Genomic DNA, 16,106 nt, shown 5'->3' with positions numbered 1-16,106 from the left:
TCTCACACGAGTGCGTTGCGTTTGGCCATCTCGATAAGTTCTACAAGGGATCTGGCTTTGAGTTTTTGCATCAGACGCTTTTTATAAGTGCTGACGGTCTTGTTGCTCAGAAACATGCCCTTGGCAATTTCCTTGTTGGTGCGTCCTTGTGCAAATAACTGCAATACCATCAGCTCGCGGTCATTAACGGATTTGAATAGTTCAAGTTCTGCATATCGAGTGTCATCGCTGCGCACCGGATTAAGTGCCTGACTGGGGAAGTAGTTGTAACCGGAAAGTACCGCTTTGATTGCGCTGACCAATTCGCTCAAGTCTTCCTGCTTGCAGACATATCCCGATGCACCGGATTGCATGCAGCGGATACCGAACAGCGTAGGACACTGCGCCGTCAGAATCAGAATCTTGAAATTGGAACCCATGGTGTTGAAGCGGGCCAGCACTTCGAGGCCGTCCAGCTTGGGGATGCTGATATCGAGAATGACCAGGTCGGGCATGCATTCACGGACCATCTGCATGGCATCGACACCGTTATCGGTCTCACCGACGACCTTGTAGCCTTCATGTTCCAGGAGCATTCGCACGGCGAGGCGGATGACCGGATGATCGTCCACAATAAAAACGGAGTTCATAAATAGAGTCCCATGCAAGCATGAATAAAGCGCGCACCTTAGCTCAGATGCATGAGCACTCGCATGGACTGGTAGTGTCGCGACTACGTTATCGGATTAATCCTACGCGTAATGAAGAAATGGACTACGTTGAAATTAGGATTGGCGTAAGGAAGCACGAGCGTTCAATTCGCCGAAGATGGAAATTATCCGAGAGCCAATATTGATCTCCAATTATTTACTGGTGTTTAAAGTTGTGTTTAACAAGTGCGGTTCGTTTTGGTTGGTTGCCTGGGTCAGCGCGATCCAGTCTGACCAGTTTAAAGAACGCGTATAACGTTCGTGGCGAGAACTCACCGCGCATCAGCCGGCCAGACCAATGGCCGGCTGATGGGGGACGATCAATGACTTGAGCGGCCGGTCATTTCCAGTGCCATGTCACTGGCGTAACTGTCGGTCATGCCGGCGATGAAATCGATCATGCGCAGAAACGAACTGTGCAGCGAACCTTGAGGGTCCGGCGCATTGTTGCCGAGCAAATCGAGAATACGCCGGCTCTTGAACGACGGCGTGCGGCCGTTGTGCTGCTCCAGCGCGGCACCGCAGAACGAATTGAGCAGAATCTCCAGCGTGGTATACGCGCCGATCTCATGCAGCGTCTTGCGCTTGTCCTGGAAGATCTTCTTGCGCGCGATGTCCTTGGCGTTCAACACGCAGCGCTTTGCCGGCCCGTGCATGTGTTCGACCAGATCGCCGTGCAGTGTGCCGGCGAGCAGAGCATCCTGCTGTTCGACAAATGCTCGCGCTGCCGCGTTGGTCAGGTGCTCGATGGCCTTGCCGCGCAGGATCGCCAGTTTGCGCCGCCGGGAATCCTGCGGGCCGAGCTGGCGATAGGTTTCCGGCAAATCGTCGCCGACCAGACCGAGCAGCAACGACTCGACTTCGGCGTATTCGAGCAGCTCCATTTCCAGACCGTCTTCGAGATCGATTAGCGCATAGCAGATGTCATCGGCAGCCTCCATCAAGTACACCAATGGATGGCGTGCCCAGCGCTGGTCTTCGATTTGCGGCAGACCGAGTTTGTGCGCGATCTGTTCGAGCAATGGCAGCTCGCTTTGGTAGCAGCCGAATTTGTGTTTCTTGTAGCCGAGGGAGTCGGCGTGGCGCGCGGTCCACGGGTACTTCAGATAGGTGCCCAACGTCGCGTAGGTCAGTCGCGTGCCGCCATCGAACTGGTGATATTCCAGCTGCGTCAGCACGCGAAAGCCTTGAGCATTGCCCTCGAAATTGAGGAAGTCACCACGCTCGGCTTCGCTCATGCCATCGAGCCAGCCGCGCCCGGCGGCTTGTTGAAACCAGTGGCGAATGGCGTCTTCGCCGGAATGGCCAAACGGCGGATTGCCGATGTCATGGGCCAGGCAGGCCGACTGCACGACCATGCCGAGGTCGGCCGGGTCGCACCAGTCTGGCAGCGCGCTGCGCAAGGTTTCACCGACACGCATGCCCAGCGAACGGCCGACACAACTGACTTCCAGCGAATGGGTCAGGCGCGTGTGAATGTGATCGTTGCTGGTGACCGGGTGCACTTGGGTCTTGCGCCCGAGGCGGCGGAAGGCCCCGGAGAAAATGATGCGGTCATGGTCTTTGTGAAAAGGGCTGCGGCCGAGTTCTTGCGGGCTGTGCAGCGGCTTGCCGAGGCGTTCGCGGTTGAGCAGGGTTGGCCAATCCAAGGCTGATTCTCTCCGTCTGGTGACTGATCGCCCTAGCTTCCCGGTTCGGCCCCGCGCCTGCAAGCGGAACTACAGACCCGCCGCATCGATATCGATCAGCAGCAGCCGTTCACCGTTATCGAAGAACTGTCCGGCAGTCAGGCAATACTGGTTGCTGGTGGCGTCGCGATAGGTGTTGGACAGGGTCAGGCGGCGTTCTTCCCAGCCTTCGGCCAGCAGATGATAGAAGTACGGTCGCCACGACCAGTTGTGCCCCAGATAGCGATCATCGGCAAACCAGCCGTCATGGCGCCACTCCAGGTTGGGCGTCAGTTGCGTGCCGTGGCGGTCGCACTGATAAAAGCGCAGCAGCCAGGGAAACGCCTGCAATTGCGGCAATGCACTGAGCGGGGCGCGGGCCTGCGCCCATTGCTGCAGAATCGCCATCAGCTCGCTGAGCTGCTGACGCATTTGCATCAGCCGTCCGCGCTCGCTGAGTTTCTGCTTCACGTAGCGTTGCCGCAATTGCGCGAAATGCGCGACGAAGGCATCGGTAGCGAAGAATTCTTCTTGTGCCCGGGCGAAGAGAAATCCCTGCACATAGCGCGAGCCGCACTCCAGCGCGAAATTCAGCTGCGCTTCGGTTTCGACGCCTTCGGCGATGATCCAGCAGCCGGTTTTCTCGGCCATCTGGGCGAGAGCCTTTACCACATCGCTGCTCGGTCCGCCGACGGCTGCAGCCTGAAACAGGCGCATATCGAGCTTGAGAATGTCCGGTTGCAGGGCCAGCACCCGATCCAGCTGCGAATAGCCTGCGCCGAAATCATCAATGGCGATTCTCGCCCCTGCGTCACGGTAGCGCCCGACCACGTGGGCCAAGCGTTCGCTGTTACCACCCAGTTCGGTGATCTCGAAAACGATGCGCTGCGGATCAACCTCGTGTCGCGCCAGTTGTTTGAGACTTGGCAGCGCTTGATCGGCGCGTAGCCGGCTGATCCAGCGTGGCGACATGTTCAGACTGAGAAACCACTCGGCCGGCGCTTCATGCAGGCGGCTGAGGGCGTGGTCACGGATCTGCCGATCGAGACGGCGCAAGGCAGTGGCCGGCGTGCGCGGATCGGCGAACAACGGTCCTACCGAGGTCAGTTGACCATCGCTCTGACGCAGGCGACCCAATGCTTCGACGCCTGCAATGCGGCCGGTGGCGGTATCGATGAAAGGCTGAAAACAGGCGAGCGGTTGCCCGTCGATCACGGCAAGTCCTTAATCTTGTTTTTGGTTTGGCCGCGCTTGCCGGATAGGCACGCGGGATGGAATCTCCCGATAAGGAGATTCATCCCGGCGCTATTGCAAGAATGTAGCCAGATGGGCGCTTCAGCGTTTGCCTGAGCTGTGCATGACCAGTCTGATCAGCGGCCCAAGCGTCGTGCCCAGACGCAGCAGTCGCGTCAAACCGCCACCACCGCTGCGTTTCGAGCCTTTACCGGTGAGGAAGCCCAGCAGCGTCACCGCCGCCACGCCCCACAACGGCGCATGCTTGATGCCGAAACCATCCTGCACGTTCTGCTTCATGCCACGCATGCGCTGCAACGGTTGCAGCACTTGCGCGGTTTCGTGGCGGATTTCCTGACGGTGCATTTCCATGCGCAGGCGGATCAGCGCCTTGCGCATTTCCCGGCGCGAGCTGTTGTGCGGAAGTTCAGGCAGGCTCATGGCAGCAGGCGCTCCCGGTCGTTGGCCAGCTCTTCGAGCGTGCCGTGGAAAGGCGAGGACTCATCGAAAATCGCCGCTTTGAGGCGCAGACCGCAGAAGATCGACGCCAGCGTGTAAAACACGCACAGGCCGATGATCGCCGCCAGGCGGTAGGTGTCCCAGAAGATGATCATCACCAGCGTCGACAGACCTACCAGCAACAGCAGGCCAAAAACCAGCGCCAGGCCGGCGAACAGCAGCAGGCTGACAGTGCGTGATTTCTGCTCCTGCAGTTCGATGCCGAACAGTTCGACATGACTGTGCAGCAGGCCCAGAACGGCAGCGCCGAGGCGACGCGTGGAGGAGGCGGTGCCCGCAGTCGGGCCGGATTCACCGATCGACATGATCAGCGCCGAGTTGCCAGCAGGCCGATCAGAAAGCCGACGCCGGCAGCGATGCCCACCGACTGCCATGGGTTGGCCGACACATAGTCTTCAGTAGCGGTTACGGCCGCCTGACCGCGCTCACGCAGCGTGTCTTCGGTCACCTTCAGGGTTTCCCGGGCACGCAGCAGGCTGTCATGAATCTGGGCACGCAGCTCATCGGCCTGATCACCCGCGAGGGTCTTGGTGTGTTCGAGCAAGCGTTCGGTGTCGGCGACCAGAGTCTGGAAGTCGTTCATCAGGATTTCTTGAGCAGTCTTTGCCTTGATGCTGGCCATGGGTGGATCTCCGTAGGTGGCTTTGAAGCGTTCGAGTATGAGCCTTGCGCGAAGGTTCAGTGCAAATGCCTGGTACAACTTTTGCTGTGTCGTGGTGCGTCGCTCGGTATATGTGCGCTGTTGCCGGGCGTCCCAGCAGAAAAACTCTAATTAACTTACTAGCAGTTCGTGATCGGACATCGATAACTGCGCCAAATCAGTTCATCAACCCTGCCGTTGGATATTTGATGAGTCGTAATTTGGTGCATGACATGCACACATGAACCGCTTTGGTGCCTTTTAGCCTTGGGTCTGCCTCCTCATGGAAAATCTGCAAAGCGCTGTGGACACGCTGGTTCACAGCTCCAACACGTTGTTCATTCTGATCGGTGCGGTGATGGTACTGGCGATGCACGCCGGTTTCGCCTTTCTGGAGGTCGGCACGGTCCGGCAGAAGAACCAGGTCAACGCGCTGGCGAAAATCCTCAGCGACTTCGCCGTCTCGACCCTGGCCTATTTCTTTATAGGCTATTGGATCTCCTATGGCGTCACCTTCATGCAACCGGCGGCGGTGCTCACGGCTGACCATGGCTATGGACTGGTGAAGTTTTTCTTTCTGCTGACCTTCGCTGCCGCGATCCCGGCGATCATTTCCGGCGGCATTGCCGAACGCGCGCGGTTTGTCCCGCAGTTGTGCGCGACGGCGCTGATCGTAGCGTTTATCTATCCGTTCTTCGAAGGGCTGATCTGGAACGGCAACTTCGGTTTGCAAGGCTGGCTGGCGGCGCAGTTTGGCGCGGCATTCCATGATTTCGCCGGCTCGGTGGTGGTGCATGCCGTGGGCGGTTGGCTGGCGTTGGCCGCTGTTCTGCTGCTCGGGCCGCGCAATGGTCGCTATCGCGATGGACGCCTGGTCGCGTTCGCGCCGTCGAGTATTCCGTTTCTCGCACTGGGCTCGTGGATCCTGATTGTCGGCTGGTTCGGCTTCAACGTGATGAGCGCGCAGACGCTGCAAGGCGTCAGTGGCCTGGTCGCGGTCAACTCGCTGATGGCCATGGTCGGTGGCACCGTCGCGGCGTTGATCGTTGGGCGCAATGACCCGGGCTTTCTGCATAACGGTCCGTTGGCGGGATTGGTGGCGATTTGCGCCGGCTCCGACCTGATGCATCCGGTCGGTGCGCTGGTAACGGGCGCGATCGCCGGAGCCTTGTTTGTCTGGTGCTTTACCGCTGCGCAAGTCAAATGGCGCATCGATGATGTCTTGGGTGTCTGGCCGTTGCATGGTTTGTGTGGCGTGTGGGGCGGGATTGCCTGCGGCATCTTCGGTCAGTCTGCGCTGGGTGGCCTGGGCGGCGTCAGCCTGATCAGCCAGTTGATCGGCACTGCGCTTGGCGTCGCGGTAGCGCTGGTCGGCGGCTTCGTCGTCTACGGCGCGATCAAGGCATTGCATGGGCTGCGCCTGAGTCAGGAACAAGAGTATTACGGCGCCGACCTGTCGCTGCACAAGATCGGCGCGGTGAGTCAGGACTAGATTTCCTCATCATTGGCTCCGGGATAGAAACCGTGGAGCAGGCGATAGCGATCGATACGCACTTGATCGACCTTCTCCTGCACTTTGTGCGCGGGCAGGCCAAGCATGATCAGCGCGTGTGAAGCGAGCATCAGGCTCGACTCCAGGAGCTCCGGCACCACCTCGGTGGCGCCGGCGGCTCTGAGTTCCGCCGATTGGCTGTCGTCACGGGTGCGTACCAGAATCGGCACCTGTCGGTTGAGTCGCCGGGCTTCGCGCAGAATGCGCAACGCCACGTCACTTTGATCCACGGCAATCACCAGCAGCCTGGCGCGCAACAGGCCAACCGCAGTAAGCAGATCGCCACGCGCCGAGTCGCCGTAATGCACGTCGCTTTCCGCGGATGCGGCTTCCTGCACCCGCACCGGATCGTTGTCCAGCGCAACATAGGCTTGCCCCGCATTGCCCATGAAGCGGCCGATGGACTGGCCGACGCGACCGTAGCCGCAGATCACCACGTGCTGGTCGAGGTCGGCGTTGAGCGCGCTGATCTGTTCGATCTGCGCTTCCTGATTGGGCTTGCGGTGCAGCACGGCGGCGATGCGCGGCGCCGCACGCAACAGCAGTGGCGTGAGCAGCATCGAACAGAACGTCGCCGCGAGCAGCAGCGCCCCCGGCTCGGCCGGCAACAGGCTGTTCTGCTGCATCTGCGCCATCAAGGCAAAACAGAACTCCCCGCCCTGGGCCAGGGCCAGACCGCTGCGCCACGCGGTTTCGCTGTCACTGCCGCGCCACTTCACCAGCAGCGCGACCACGATGCCCTTGATCAGCATCAGGCCAAGCGTCAGGCCGATGATCAACAGGCTGTGACTGACGAACAGTTGCAGGTCGATGAGCATGCCGATGCTGACGAAGAACACGCCGAGCAGAATGTCGCGAAAGGGCCGGATGTCAGCTTCGATCTGGTGCCGGTAATGGCTTTCCCCGAGCAACATGCCGGCAAGGAAAGCGCCGAGTGCAGGCGACAGCCCCAACAAGTGCGTGAGCCAGGCAGTCAGCAGCACGATCACCAGCGCCAGCAGGACGAACAGCTCCGCCGAACGCGAGGCCGCCACTTCATGAAACAGCCGTGGCAATAACCAGCGACTGGCGAGCAGCAGGCCGAAGAACAGCACCAAGGTTTTGCCCAGGGTCAACGGCAAGGCCCAATACCAGGCCTGCTCGCTGGTGCCGGCGAAGACCGGAACCAGTGTCAGCAGCAATACCGCGACAACGTCCTGAAACAGCAACACGCCGACCGCGTTCTGGCCGTGGCTGCTGAACACTTCACCAAGACTGCCCAGCTCCTTGGTCACGATCGCCGTGGATGACAGCGATAATCCGGCACCGAGCAACAGCGCCGGCATCAGCGGCATGCCCAGGCCCATCAACAGGGTGCCGAGCAGCGCTGCGCTGATCAGCACTTGCTGACTGCCGAGGCGAAACACCACCTGACGCAGCGCAATCATCTTCGACAGGGAGAACTCCAGGCCTAGCGAAAACAGCAGAAACACCACGCCCAGCTCGGCGACATCCGGCAGATGTTCGCTCTCATTGACCCAGTCGAATGCGTTCGGCCCGACCAGTAATCCCACGCACAGGTAACCCAGCACCGGCGGCAGTCGCAGGCGCCGGAACAGGGCAATCACCACAAGGGATGAGGCGAGGATGATCAACAGATTTGCAAACACGGGACACTCCGCTGTCAGGGCGTTGGCCTCTGAAGCGTAGAGGCAAAAAGTCCGCGAGGATGACGCATTTGCAATTTGCGCTGAATGATTTGCGTCAGGATTTTGCGCCGGGAGCGCTGGGTCCTTTGAGCGGCGCCGGGTCGACGAGGGTTTAGTGGCGTCCTAGAATGGGCTCACTTGTTTTCCGGTAATGCCGTCATGCCTCCTGAATGTCAGCTGTTCGGCACCCTCGGGTGTCATCTGTGTGAAGTCGCCGAAGCCGAGCTGATGCCCTTCGTCGAGCATGGTCTGCTGGTTGAACTGGTGGACATTGCCGAAGACGAATCGTGGTTCGAAAAATACGGCTTGCGCATCCCGGTACTGCGGCGCGTTGACACTGGCGCGGAGCTGGATTGGCCGTTCAGCGCCGACCAGGTGGTGGCATTTTTAGGCTGTTGATTTTGCCTTGATCCTTCCGCTGGTCGCAGCGATACATCCTTGCGTTGGCGCTCGCTGACTTCTTCGGTTACTGTATGTCCATACAGCAATCGAGTCAGAGGGATGAACCGTGGTCAATGTCGAACAGTTGAAGAGCAGCGTTAACCGGATGTCGGTCGACGTGGTGCGCGAGGCCGTCCTCGAATTGCGCCTGGACGGGCTGGTCACGGAAGGCAAGACGCCGTTCAACAAGCTGCATTTCAACACCTGCTTTGCCGAGATCGAGGCCCTGTTTCAGCGCGCCGGTTATCACAAGCAGCTGGATGTGGTCGGTTATCAGGGCCTGCTGTATGCCTTGTACGATCCGGGACGCTGGGAGGCGGTCGATGTCTTGCGCTGGCTGAAGGAGTTCACCGAAGCGGCGGCCCTCAAGTCGATTCCGGCCTGATGAAACTGCGCTAGGTGGCTTTGCCTCACTGTTGGATAATGCCGGCCTGCATTGAGGATTTCTGTTTCGTATGACCAGCCCCGTATTTTCCGCTGCGCACAATCAGGCCAGCACCTTGTATTTACCGCCCGGTCCCTGGCTGACAGTGCTCGATTGCCTGTGCGAGCACTTCAGTGCCATCGGCCGCGAGCAATGGCTTGACCGGATTGCTCGGGGGCGGGTGCTGGATGCGCAGGGCCAGCCGATTGCGCTGGACTTGCCGTACAGGGAAGGTCTGCGCATTCACTACTTTCGCGAAGTGCCGGACGAGAAGCCGATCCCGGTGCTCGAGTCGATTCTCTACGCTGACGAACATCTGGTAGTGGCCGACAAACCTCATTTTCTGCCAGTAACCCCGGCCGGGGAATATGTCGAACAAACCCTGCTGCGCCGGCTGATCCGTCGGCTGGACAATCCGCATCTGGTGCCGCTGCACCGCATCGACCGGCACACGGCAGGTTTGGTGATCTTCTCGGCCAACCCGCAAACCCGCTCGGCCTATCAGTCGTTGTTCCCGACGCGGCAGATCGACAAGCGCTATGAAGCGATCGCCCCGGCGCTGCCCGAGCTGAATTTCCCGTTGGTGCACAAGAGCCGTTTGGTCGATGGCGAGCCGTTCTTCCGCATGCAAGAAGGGCCTGGCGTCAGCAACACCGAAACGGCGGTCGAGGTGCGTGAGAAAAATGGTGATCTGTGGCGCTATGGCCTGTATCCCGTGACGGGCAAGAAGCATCAGTTGCGGGTGCACATGACGGCGCTGGGAGCGAGTATTTGCAACGATCCGTTTTATCCGACTGTGTTGAAAGATGTCGAGGACGACTACGCCAACCCGTTGAAGCTGCTTGCGCAGGGCCTGCGCTTCATTGACCCGGTGACCGGGGAATTGCGGGAGTTCGAGAGTCGAATCACCTTGCAGTGGTAATGCTGAAACTGCTTTCCGAGCGCCCATGAAAAAGCCCGCATGACAATGCGGGCTTTTCTGTATCCGGTAACGACGCGGAGCCTTACAGCTCTTTAACGGTACGAACCTGATCCTTGTTGATGCGGGTCTCTTTGCCGTCCAGCTGCTGGAACTCGTAGAAGCCCGAATCATCATCGTATTTCGGGGTGTCGACGGCCTGGATTTCGCGACCGTCATTCAAGGTGATCACTGTTGGCGAGGAGCAACCGGCGAGGGTTGCCAGGCCCAGTGCGAGCATGAAAGTGGCGAGGGTCCGTTGAGTCATGAGTGTGTCTCCGAATGGGAAATCTTCTGGTTACTGAGCTTGAGACGTAAACAAGGCGTGAGAGTTCCTTGGATAGTGTCAGTCTGACACAGTGTTGTGCAGATGTAACAATTCGGGGGTGTTGAGGTTGGCCAGTCGCGGATCGTTGTCAGGGCATTGCAATGCGACGGCGCCGAGACTGCGCATCACCCGCCCCGGGCTGCGTTCACCTGCATTCCAGGCTGCTTCGAACGCTGGCAACAGCGCCACCGGAATCACGCACAACAGCGGTTCCCAGTGCTCGCCGTGGCGCAGCATTAAAGGTTTTTCACGTTGCAGATCGGCTGTGGTCAGCATGGCTTCCAGCAACGCCGTGTCGATTCGCGGCACATCGCATGGCAACACCAGCAAATGCGCATGGCGCGCCGCTTTCAGTCCTGCACGAATTCCGGCCAGCGGCCCGGGGAAATCGCCTTCATCATCCATTACCAACTGATCGGCAAACCCGGCATAACGCTCGCGATTGCGGTTGCAAGAGATGATCAGGTCGTCGGTCAGCGGCCGCACCTTGCGCTGCAGATGCGCGATCAAAGGCTCGCCCAGCCACTCGATGAGGCCCTTGTCCTGACCGCCCATGCGTTGACCGCGTCCACCGGCCAGAAGCAGGACGGAGCAGGGTGGCAACGGGTTGTTCGAGGGCATGACGACTCTCCAGAGGGGCGGCGGAAAAATGAGCCGCTGTGATATAACACCGGGCTGTTTCCCCTACAACTGGAAGAGCCTATGAAAGCCAAGGCTGATGTACCTTTCGTGCCGCTCAATATTGCGGTGCTGACTGTCAGCGACACCCGGACCCTGGAAACCGATACCTCCGGCCAGGTCTTCGTCGATCGCTTGATCGCGGCCGGCCATGCGCTCGCCGAGCGGGTTCTGCTTAAAGATGATCTGTATAAAATTCGCGCGCAAGTCGCCAACTGGATTGCCGACGATGTGGTTCAGGTTGTGTTGATCACCGGCGGCACCGGCTTCACCGGGCGTGACAGCACGCCGGAAGCGGTGGCATGCCTGCTCGACAAACAGGTCGACGGATTCGGCGAACTGTTCCGCCAGATCTCCGTGGCCGACATCGGCACTTCGACCGTGCAGTCCCGTGCCTTGGCGGGTCTGGCCAACGGCACGCTGGTGTGCTGCCTGCCGGGTTCGACCAATGCGGTTCGCACCGGCTGGGATGGCATCCTCGCTGAGCAACTGGACGCCCGCCATCGTCCGTGCAATTTCGTCACCCACCTGAAGCAGGCGGCGCCGTGTGAATCCCGTGGGTAAGCCGGGCAAGACCGGCAGTCTGCTGCCTGTCGAAACGGCGCTCGAGCGTTTGCTGGCCATGGCCGATGCGTCGCGCATTGTCGAGCGCGAGCACTTGCCGCTGGCTCAAGTCGAAGGGCGGGTGCTGGCTGAAGATCTGATCTCGACGCTGGATCTGCCGCCCTGGCCGAACAGTGCAATGGACGGCTACGCGTTGAAACTGGCGGATTGGCAGGGCGAGCCGCTGCCAGTCAGCCAAAAAGTTTTTGCCGGGCAGTCTCCGCAGCCGTTGGAACCAGGCAGCTGCGCACGCATCTTTACCGGGGCACCGCTGCCGCCGGGCGCCGACTGTGTCGAGATGCAGGAAAACGCTGAAGTTCAGGCCGACGGCCGAGTGCGCTTCCTCGAGCCTTTAAAGGCCGGGCAGAACATTCGTCCGCAGGGCCAGGAAACCACGGTCGGCGAATTGGTGCTGCAAGCTGGAACCCGGCTCGGACCGATTGAGCAAGGCCTGGCTGCTTCGCTTGGCTGTGCCGGGGTTAACGTCGTGCGCAAGCCGCGGGTGGCGGTTCTGTCCACTGGGGACGAGCTGGTTGAACCCGGTCAGGCATTGAGTCCGGGCCAGATCTACAACAGCAATCGCGTACTTCTGTGCAGCTGGTTGCAGCGTCTGGGCTGCGAAGTGATCGATGGCGGAATTCTTCCGGACGATCTGCCCACCACGCGGGCGCGGCTGGGCGAACTGCAAAATGTCGATCTGATTCTGTCTACTGGCGGTGTCTCGGTCGGCGAAGCGGATTTCCTCGGCATTGCCTTGCGTGAAGAAGGCGAACTGGCCTTGTGGAAGCTGGCCATCAAGCCCGGAAAACCATTGACGTTCGGTCATTTCCGCAACGTGCCGGTGATTGGCCTGCCCGGCAATCCCGCCTCTACGCTGGTGACGTTCGCCTTGCTGACGCGGCCTTATCTGTTGCGACGCCTGGGTGTGCAAGATGTCGAGCCGCTCAAGTTTGCAGTGCCAGCAGGCTTTGTCTGGCCGGTGGCCGGCAACCGTCGTGAATATCTGCGCGGGCGCTTGGAGCAGGGGCGGGCGATCATTTACCGCAACCAGAGTTCGGGTGTGCTGCGTAGCGCGGCGTGGGCCGACGGATTGGTGGAAGTCCGAGAAGGCCGCACGCTGAGCGAGGGTGATGCAGTGAGCTTCATTCCCCTCAGTGACCTTCTGGGGTAGAGCATCTCGCCCATGCACGCGTCGGCTGATGCGCACGGCGCGTGCAACGAATGATTCGGTCAGTTGCTGATCAATGTCACCAGCTGGTCGAATCGGCTGTTGGCCACCCAGCCCAGCAGTCCGAGGATGACAGCGGTGGCACCCGCCGAATACGCCAGACGGTGTTTGATCGTCCGGACATCATTGAGCACTTCGTCCATATCGCGGCGCATGTATTTGAAGTGAGTCTCCAGCTCGCTGACTCGGGGTTCCATATCAAACTCTCCAGGGGTCTTGGCGCTGTTACAGAAGTCTGGTTTCTTGCTGGCACGACTTTCGGCGAGAGCGGCGACCGGGCTCACCGGTGCCTTGGTTTCATGGTTGTGCATGGAATTTCTCGCCGATCGTATCAACTGCACGCTTGCTGGTTTCGCCATTGCTCGATTCATGGAAATAAATCGGGGGGTATCCGTTCATTACCGGCACATCCTTGTGTTATTGGGTTGAAGGTTGATGCTGCTGGCACACGGTGACCCAATGGTCGGACGGGGTCAATTAAGCCGATTCCTCTTGTTTCGTAAGAAAAAATACCGCTGTGTAGGACGCCAGCAGTTGGACGAAGAATTAATTGCCAGCTTGGTGGCTTTTTTAAGGCGCACAGTGGTCAAGATGTTTCAATCGATTTCAATTCTTGGAGTGACGTTATGAGTGAACGCCGGGCACTGCTGATCTTGCATGGCAAACAGGCACTCAACGAGGATGTCCGCGCTGCCGTCGAAGCCAAGCGTGAGCAAGGCTGGGAACTGGCTGTGCGAGTGACCTGGGAGGCCGGCGACGCCCAGCGTCTGGTCGAGGAAGCGTTGGCGGCCGGCTACAGCAAAATCATCGCCGGTGGCGGTGATGGCACGTTGCGCGATATTGCCGAGGCGCTGGCTCAGCATCCGCAAAAAGCCAGTCTTGTGTTGCTGCCGCTGGGGACCGCCAACGATTTCTCCCGCGCTGCCGGTATTTCCCTGGAGCCTGCCGAAGCCCTTGAGCTACTGGATGTTCAGCCCTCGGATATCGATCTGGGCGAAGTGGGCGGGCAGATTTTCCTGAACATGGCGACCGGCGGATTCGGCAGCCAGGTGACCGCCAATACTTCGGAAGACCTGAAAAAGGTCTTGGGCGGCGCCGCTTATCTGTTTACCGGCCTGACCCGGTTCAGCGAACTGCATGCCGCTTACGGCGAGTTGCAAGGCCCGGATTTCCATTGGCAGGGTGAGCTGCTGGCGCTGGGTATCGGTAACGGTCGGCAGGCGGGTGGCGGCCATGTGCTGTGCCCCGAGGCACAGGTCGATGATGGTTTGCTGGACATCAGTATCCTGCCGGCACCGCAAGAACTGGTCGGCACGCTGAAGAATCTGCTGAGCGAGGGCTTCGGCCTTGACAACATGTTCGTGCGGGCGCGATTGCCGTGGGTCGAGATCAAGGTCGCCGAAGGGCTGAGCATCAATCTCGACGGCGAGCCGCTGGAAGGCGACAGTCTGCGTTTTGTTGCGAAACCCGCAGCGTTGCAGGTGCACTTGCCAAAGGACTCGCCGCTATTGAGTCAACTGACGCCAGTCAGTCATCAAGACTGATGATCTGCTCACGCACGGCGAACAGCACCAGGCCCGCCACGTCATAGATCTGCAAGCGCTTCATGATCTGAGCGCGGTGGGTTTCCACGGTCTTGACGCTCAAGCCCAGGCCATTGGCGATTTCCCGGGTCGATTTGCCGCGCACGATCAGGCGAAGGATTTCCAGCTGGCGCGCGGTCAGATTGTGCGAATCGGCGATGTCCGGCTGGCTTTTCTGGTTGCGAGTCAGTGCCTGATTGATCACGGTGTGAGCGATGGCCGGGCTGAGATAGCGTTCGTTGTTGCGGAGGGCTTCCAGCGCGTGCTCGAGCTCGGTGGCCGTGGTGTCCTTGAGCAGGTAGCCATGGGCACCGGACTCCAGCGCCTGCATGATCAGCGCTGGATCGGTGTGCATCGACAGGATCAGCACTTTGCTCTGCGGCCGAACGCGCTTGAGGCGTTGCAGCGCTTCCAGGCCACCGGTTTCCCTCATCGAGATGTCCAGCAATACGATGTCGGGGCTCAGTTGCTCGACCATTTCGAGCAATTGCGAACCATCACTGGCTTCGCCGATTACCGCGTAACCGGGAATATCCAGAACCAGAGCACGCACGCCGGCTCTGATCAGCGAGTGGTCATCCACCAGAAGTAAGTTACAAGTCAACGCATAACCTTATTCGTACTGGCCCGTTCGAGCGCTCGCGGCGCCCAGGGGAAAAGTGCTTCGATTCGAGTGCCTTTGCCCGGCTCGCTGATAACGCTCAATGTGCCGCCCAACTGTTCGATGCGCTCGGCCATTCCGGCCATGCCGCGTTGACCTTCTCTGGCCGGGTCGGCCGCCGGGGCAAAACCCAGGCCGTCATCACTGATCAACAGCGTCAGACCTTGCGGCAATCGCTGTACCCGAATCAACAGGTTTTTTGCCTGTGCGTGCCGGAGGATGTTGGTCACGGCTTCCTGGGCAATGCGAAACGCCGCGACGGCCATTTCCTCGGGGATGCCGTTGAGCCGTTGCTGGCAATCGAGACTCCAGTTGACCGGCGTGTTGGCCAGTGTCTTGAGCAAGTGCGCACGCAGGCTGGCTTCGAGGCCCAGGCTGGTCAATTGACGTGGATTGAGAATCGCCGAGACGTCACGCACCTTGGTCAGGGTTTCATCCAGCGTGTCGCAGAGCACCTTGCATTGTTCCTGCAGATCCTCCGGCAGGCGGCGTTTGAGCCAGTCACTTTGCAGTTTGGCGGCGGTGAGCAACTGGCCGATATCGTCGTGCAATTCACGGCTGAGGCGATGACGCTCGTTTTCCTGGACTTGCAACAGTCGGTCAGCCAGCTCTTGCGGCTGAAATTTTATCGATTTGCGCGACAAGCGATATTGCACCCAGACGCACGCGGTGGCGGCGATGTCGAGCGCCAGCAATCCCAAAGGAAGGCGTGCGGAAACAACATACGCCAGCAGACTGCCCAAGGTCGCCAGAACACACAGAACAAGTGTGAAGCGCCGGGCGTTTTCCCGAGAAGGTGGCCATGTAATGAGTGACTTGAGACTGGCGTACATAACGGATGGAGCCAATGGATGTTCGCTGCGGGCAGACCGACCGGTGACTGGCGGATCTCTGTGTGGAAATACTGTCATTTATGTTATTGATTCAATCCGCATTCATTAAGCGATCATTGACTGGCAATAACATCGAAAAGGTAACACTGAAGTCAGTATGCCATTAACCGGCAGGCAACTAACCGGCGGCATAGTACCACTTAACATACCGTTGGTCGCGGTTGCTATATATGTCTATTCAGTCAGGAAATATCGGATCGTGGACGCAAGTTCCATATTGGAAAAAGCTGGAGTTGTTGTATTTGGGCCACTTCGATTTGCCTGGAAGTGTCGCTCGGTGGGCACAGGGAAAACCCTGATGGCGGCACCTGAAAATTAACC

Annotated in this window: 19 protein-coding genes; 7 read left to right on the top strand and 12 right to left on the bottom strand. The window is 59.4% G+C overall.

Going from position 1 to position 16,106, the window contains the following annotated elements; genetic code table 11:
* Positions 1–2: 2 nt before the first annotated feature.
* The 6 genes from FEE99_RS23510 to FEE99_RS23485 form a co-directional block, all read right to left on the bottom strand.
* Positions 3–629, bottom strand: coding sequence for a response regulator transcription factor (locus FEE99_RS23510; RefSeq protein ID WP_041478434.1), 627 nt, complete (start codon positions 627–629; stop codon positions 3–5).
* 380 nt (positions 630–1,009) lie between these two features.
* Positions 1,010–2,338 carry a deoxyguanosinetriphosphate triphosphohydrolase gene (locus FEE99_RS23505; protein WP_016770846.1) on the bottom strand — a complete coding sequence of 443 codons (1,329 nt, stop codon included), beginning with the start codon at positions 2,336–2,338 and terminating at the stop codon, positions 1,010–1,012.
* A gap of 69 nt (positions 2,339–2,407) precedes the next feature.
* A complete protein-coding gene (locus tag FEE99_RS23500) occupies positions 2,408–3,571 on the bottom strand; it encodes an EAL domain-containing protein (protein WP_143979064.1) in 1,164 nt (387 codons plus the stop codon).
* Positions 3,572–3,691: 120 nt separating this feature from the next.
* Positions 3,692–4,030: a hypothetical protein gene (locus FEE99_RS23495; protein WP_041478436.1), complete on the bottom strand. Its 339-nt coding sequence runs from the start codon at positions 4,028–4,030 to the stop codon at positions 3,692–3,694.
* A complete protein-coding gene (locus FEE99_RS23490; protein ID WP_041478437.1) occupies positions 4,027–4,413 on the bottom strand; it encodes a phage holin family protein in 387 nt (128 codons plus the stop codon). Before FEE99_RS23490 ends, FEE99_RS23495 begins: the two co-directional genes overlap by 4 nt.
* Before the next feature lie 2 nt (positions 4,414–4,415).
* Complete coding sequence (locus FEE99_RS23485) at positions 4,416–4,730, bottom strand: DUF883 family protein (RefSeq protein WP_016770842.1); 315 nt, start codon at positions 4,728–4,730, stop codon at positions 4,416–4,418.
* 301 nt (positions 4,731–5,031) lie between these two features.
* Here FEE99_RS23485 and FEE99_RS23480 point away from each other — a divergent pair, with 301 nt between their 5' ends.
* On the top strand, positions 5,032–6,240 hold the full coding sequence (locus FEE99_RS23480) for an ammonium transporter (protein ID WP_041478438.1): 1,209 nt from the start codon (positions 5,032–5,034) through the stop codon (positions 6,238–6,240).
* On the opposite strand, the gene FEE99_RS23475 is transcribed toward FEE99_RS23480, so the two are convergent.
* The gene (locus FEE99_RS23475; protein ID WP_041478439.1) at positions 6,237–7,949 is read right to left on the bottom strand and encodes a cation:proton antiporter; all 1,713 of its coding nucleotides are present in this window, start codon (positions 7,947–7,949) and stop codon (positions 6,237–6,239) included. The genes FEE99_RS23480 and FEE99_RS23475 overlap by 4 nt on opposite strands.
* A gap of 198 nt (positions 7,950–8,147) precedes the next feature.
* Here FEE99_RS23475 and FEE99_RS23470 point away from each other — a divergent pair, with 198 nt between their 5' ends.
* From FEE99_RS23470 to FEE99_RS23460, 3 genes are all read left to right on the top strand, one after another.
* Entirely contained in the window at positions 8,148–8,387 is a 240-nt protein-coding gene (locus FEE99_RS23470; protein ID WP_041478440.1) for a glutaredoxin family protein, read from the top strand.
* Positions 8,388–8,496: 109 nt separating this feature from the next.
* Positions 8,497–8,814 carry a hypothetical protein gene (locus FEE99_RS23465; protein ID WP_016770837.1) on the top strand — a complete coding sequence of 106 codons (318 nt, stop codon included), beginning with the start codon at positions 8,497–8,499 and terminating at the stop codon, positions 8,812–8,814.
* Between the two features lie 70 nt (positions 8,815–8,884).
* The gene (locus FEE99_RS23460) at positions 8,885–9,775 is read left to right on the top strand and encodes a pseudouridine synthase (protein WP_041478441.1); all 891 of its coding nucleotides are present in this window, start codon (positions 8,885–8,887) and stop codon (positions 9,773–9,775) included.
* 82 nt (positions 9,776–9,857) lie between these two features.
* Here the strand turns inward: FEE99_RS23460 and FEE99_RS23455 are convergent, their stop codons facing one another.
* Both FEE99_RS23455 and mobA read right to left on the bottom strand, forming a co-directional pair.
* Entirely contained in the window at positions 9,858–10,079 is a 222-nt protein-coding gene (locus FEE99_RS23455) for a YgdI/YgdR family lipoprotein (RefSeq protein WP_016770600.1), read from the bottom strand.
* 78 nt (positions 10,080–10,157) lie between these two features.
* Positions 10,158–10,760 (bottom strand): molybdenum cofactor guanylyltransferase MobA, encoded by a 603-nt coding sequence (gene mobA / locus FEE99_RS23450; protein WP_041478442.1) that lies wholly within the window; start codon positions 10,758–10,760, stop codon positions 10,158–10,160.
* A gap of 81 nt (positions 10,761–10,841) precedes the next feature.
* Between mobA and moaB the strand changes: the two genes are divergently transcribed.
* Both moaB and FEE99_RS23440 read left to right on the top strand, forming a co-directional pair.
* Positions 10,842–11,381, top strand: a complete 540-nt coding sequence (gene moaB / locus FEE99_RS23445) for a molybdenum cofactor biosynthesis protein B (RefSeq protein WP_016770598.1) — start codon at positions 10,842–10,844, stop codon at positions 11,379–11,381.
* Positions 11,365–12,591, top strand: a complete 1,227-nt coding sequence (locus FEE99_RS23440) for a molybdopterin molybdotransferase MoeA (protein WP_041478443.1) — start codon at positions 11,365–11,367, stop codon at positions 12,589–12,591. Before moaB ends, FEE99_RS23440 begins: the two co-directional genes overlap by 17 nt.
* Positions 12,592–12,650: 59 nt before the next feature.
* Here FEE99_RS23440 and FEE99_RS23435 read toward each other — a convergent pair whose 3' ends face one another.
* Positions 12,651–12,959: a hypothetical protein gene (locus FEE99_RS23435; protein ID WP_172834003.1), complete on the bottom strand. Its 309-nt coding sequence runs from the start codon at positions 12,957–12,959 to the stop codon at positions 12,651–12,653.
* A gap of 315 nt (positions 12,960–13,274) precedes the next feature.
* On the opposite strand from FEE99_RS23435, the gene yegS reads away from it, so the two are divergent.
* Positions 13,275–14,192, top strand: a complete 918-nt coding sequence (gene yegS / locus FEE99_RS23430; protein WP_041478444.1) for a lipid kinase YegS — start codon at positions 13,275–13,277, stop codon at positions 14,190–14,192.
* Here yegS and FEE99_RS23425 read toward each other — a convergent pair.
* Together FEE99_RS23425 and FEE99_RS23420 are read right to left on the bottom strand one after the other, a co-directional pair.
* Entirely contained in the window at positions 14,176–14,835 is a 660-nt protein-coding gene (locus FEE99_RS23425) for a response regulator (protein WP_041478445.1), read from the bottom strand. The two genes, yegS and FEE99_RS23425, sit on opposite strands and share 17 nt — an antisense overlap.
* Positions 14,832–15,725: a sensor histidine kinase gene (locus FEE99_RS23420; protein ID WP_024013690.1), complete on the bottom strand. Its 894-nt coding sequence runs from the start codon at positions 15,723–15,725 to the stop codon at positions 14,832–14,834. Before FEE99_RS23420 ends, FEE99_RS23425 begins: the two co-directional genes overlap by 4 nt.
* Positions 15,726–16,106: the final 381 nt, after the last annotated feature.

Source organism: Pseudomonas sp. ef1 (genome assembly GCF_007293365.2).
Classification (GTDB): domain Bacteria; phylum Pseudomonadota; class Gammaproteobacteria; order Pseudomonadales; family Pseudomonadaceae; genus Aquipseudomonas; species Aquipseudomonas siliginis.
Note: the sequence above shows the minus strand (reverse complement) of the source record. Positions and strands in the feature narration are given on the sequence as shown.

Coding starts and splice junctions, on each gene's coding strand:
- FEE99_RS23510 (WP_041478434.1), bottom strand. CDS start 629: ATGAACTCCGTTTTTATTGTGGACGATCATCCGGTCATCCGCCTCGCC.
- FEE99_RS23495 (WP_041478436.1), bottom strand. CDS start 4,030: ATGAGCCTGCCTGAACTTCCGCACAACAGCTCGCGCCGGGAAATGCGC.
- FEE99_RS23490 (WP_041478437.1), bottom strand. CDS start 4,413: ATGTCGATCGGTGAATCCGGCCCGACTGCGGGCACCGCCTCCTCCACG.
- FEE99_RS23485 (WP_016770842.1), bottom strand. CDS start 4,730: ATGGCCAGCATCAAGGCAAAGACTGCTCAAGAAATCCTGATGAACGAC.
- FEE99_RS23480 (WP_041478438.1), top strand. CDS start 5,032: ATGGAAAATCTGCAAAGCGCTGTGGACACGCTGGTTCACAGCTCCAAC.
- FEE99_RS23470 (WP_041478440.1), top strand. CDS start 8,148: ATGCCTCCTGAATGTCAGCTGTTCGGCACCCTCGGGTGTCATCTGTGT.
- FEE99_RS23460 (WP_041478441.1), top strand. CDS start 8,885: ATGACCAGCCCCGTATTTTCCGCTGCGCACAATCAGGCCAGCACCTTG.
- FEE99_RS23455 (WP_016770600.1), bottom strand. CDS start 10,079: ATGACTCAACGGACCCTCGCCACTTTCATGCTCGCACTGGGCCTGGCA.
- mobA (WP_041478442.1), bottom strand. CDS start 10,760: ATGCCCTCGAACAACCCGTTGCCACCCTGCTCCGTCCTGCTTCTGGCC.
- moaB (WP_016770598.1), top strand. CDS start 10,842: ATGAAAGCCAAGGCTGATGTACCTTTCGTGCCGCTCAATATTGCGGTG.
- FEE99_RS23435 (WP_172834003.1), bottom strand. CDS start 12,959: ATGCACAACCATGAAACCAAGGCACCGGTGAGCCCGGTCGCCGCTCTC.
- yegS (WP_041478444.1), top strand. CDS start 13,275: ATGAGTGAACGCCGGGCACTGCTGATCTTGCATGGCAAACAGGCACTC.
- FEE99_RS23420 (WP_024013690.1), bottom strand. CDS start 15,725: ATGTACGCCAGTCTCAAGTCACTCATTACATGGCCACCTTCTCGGGAA.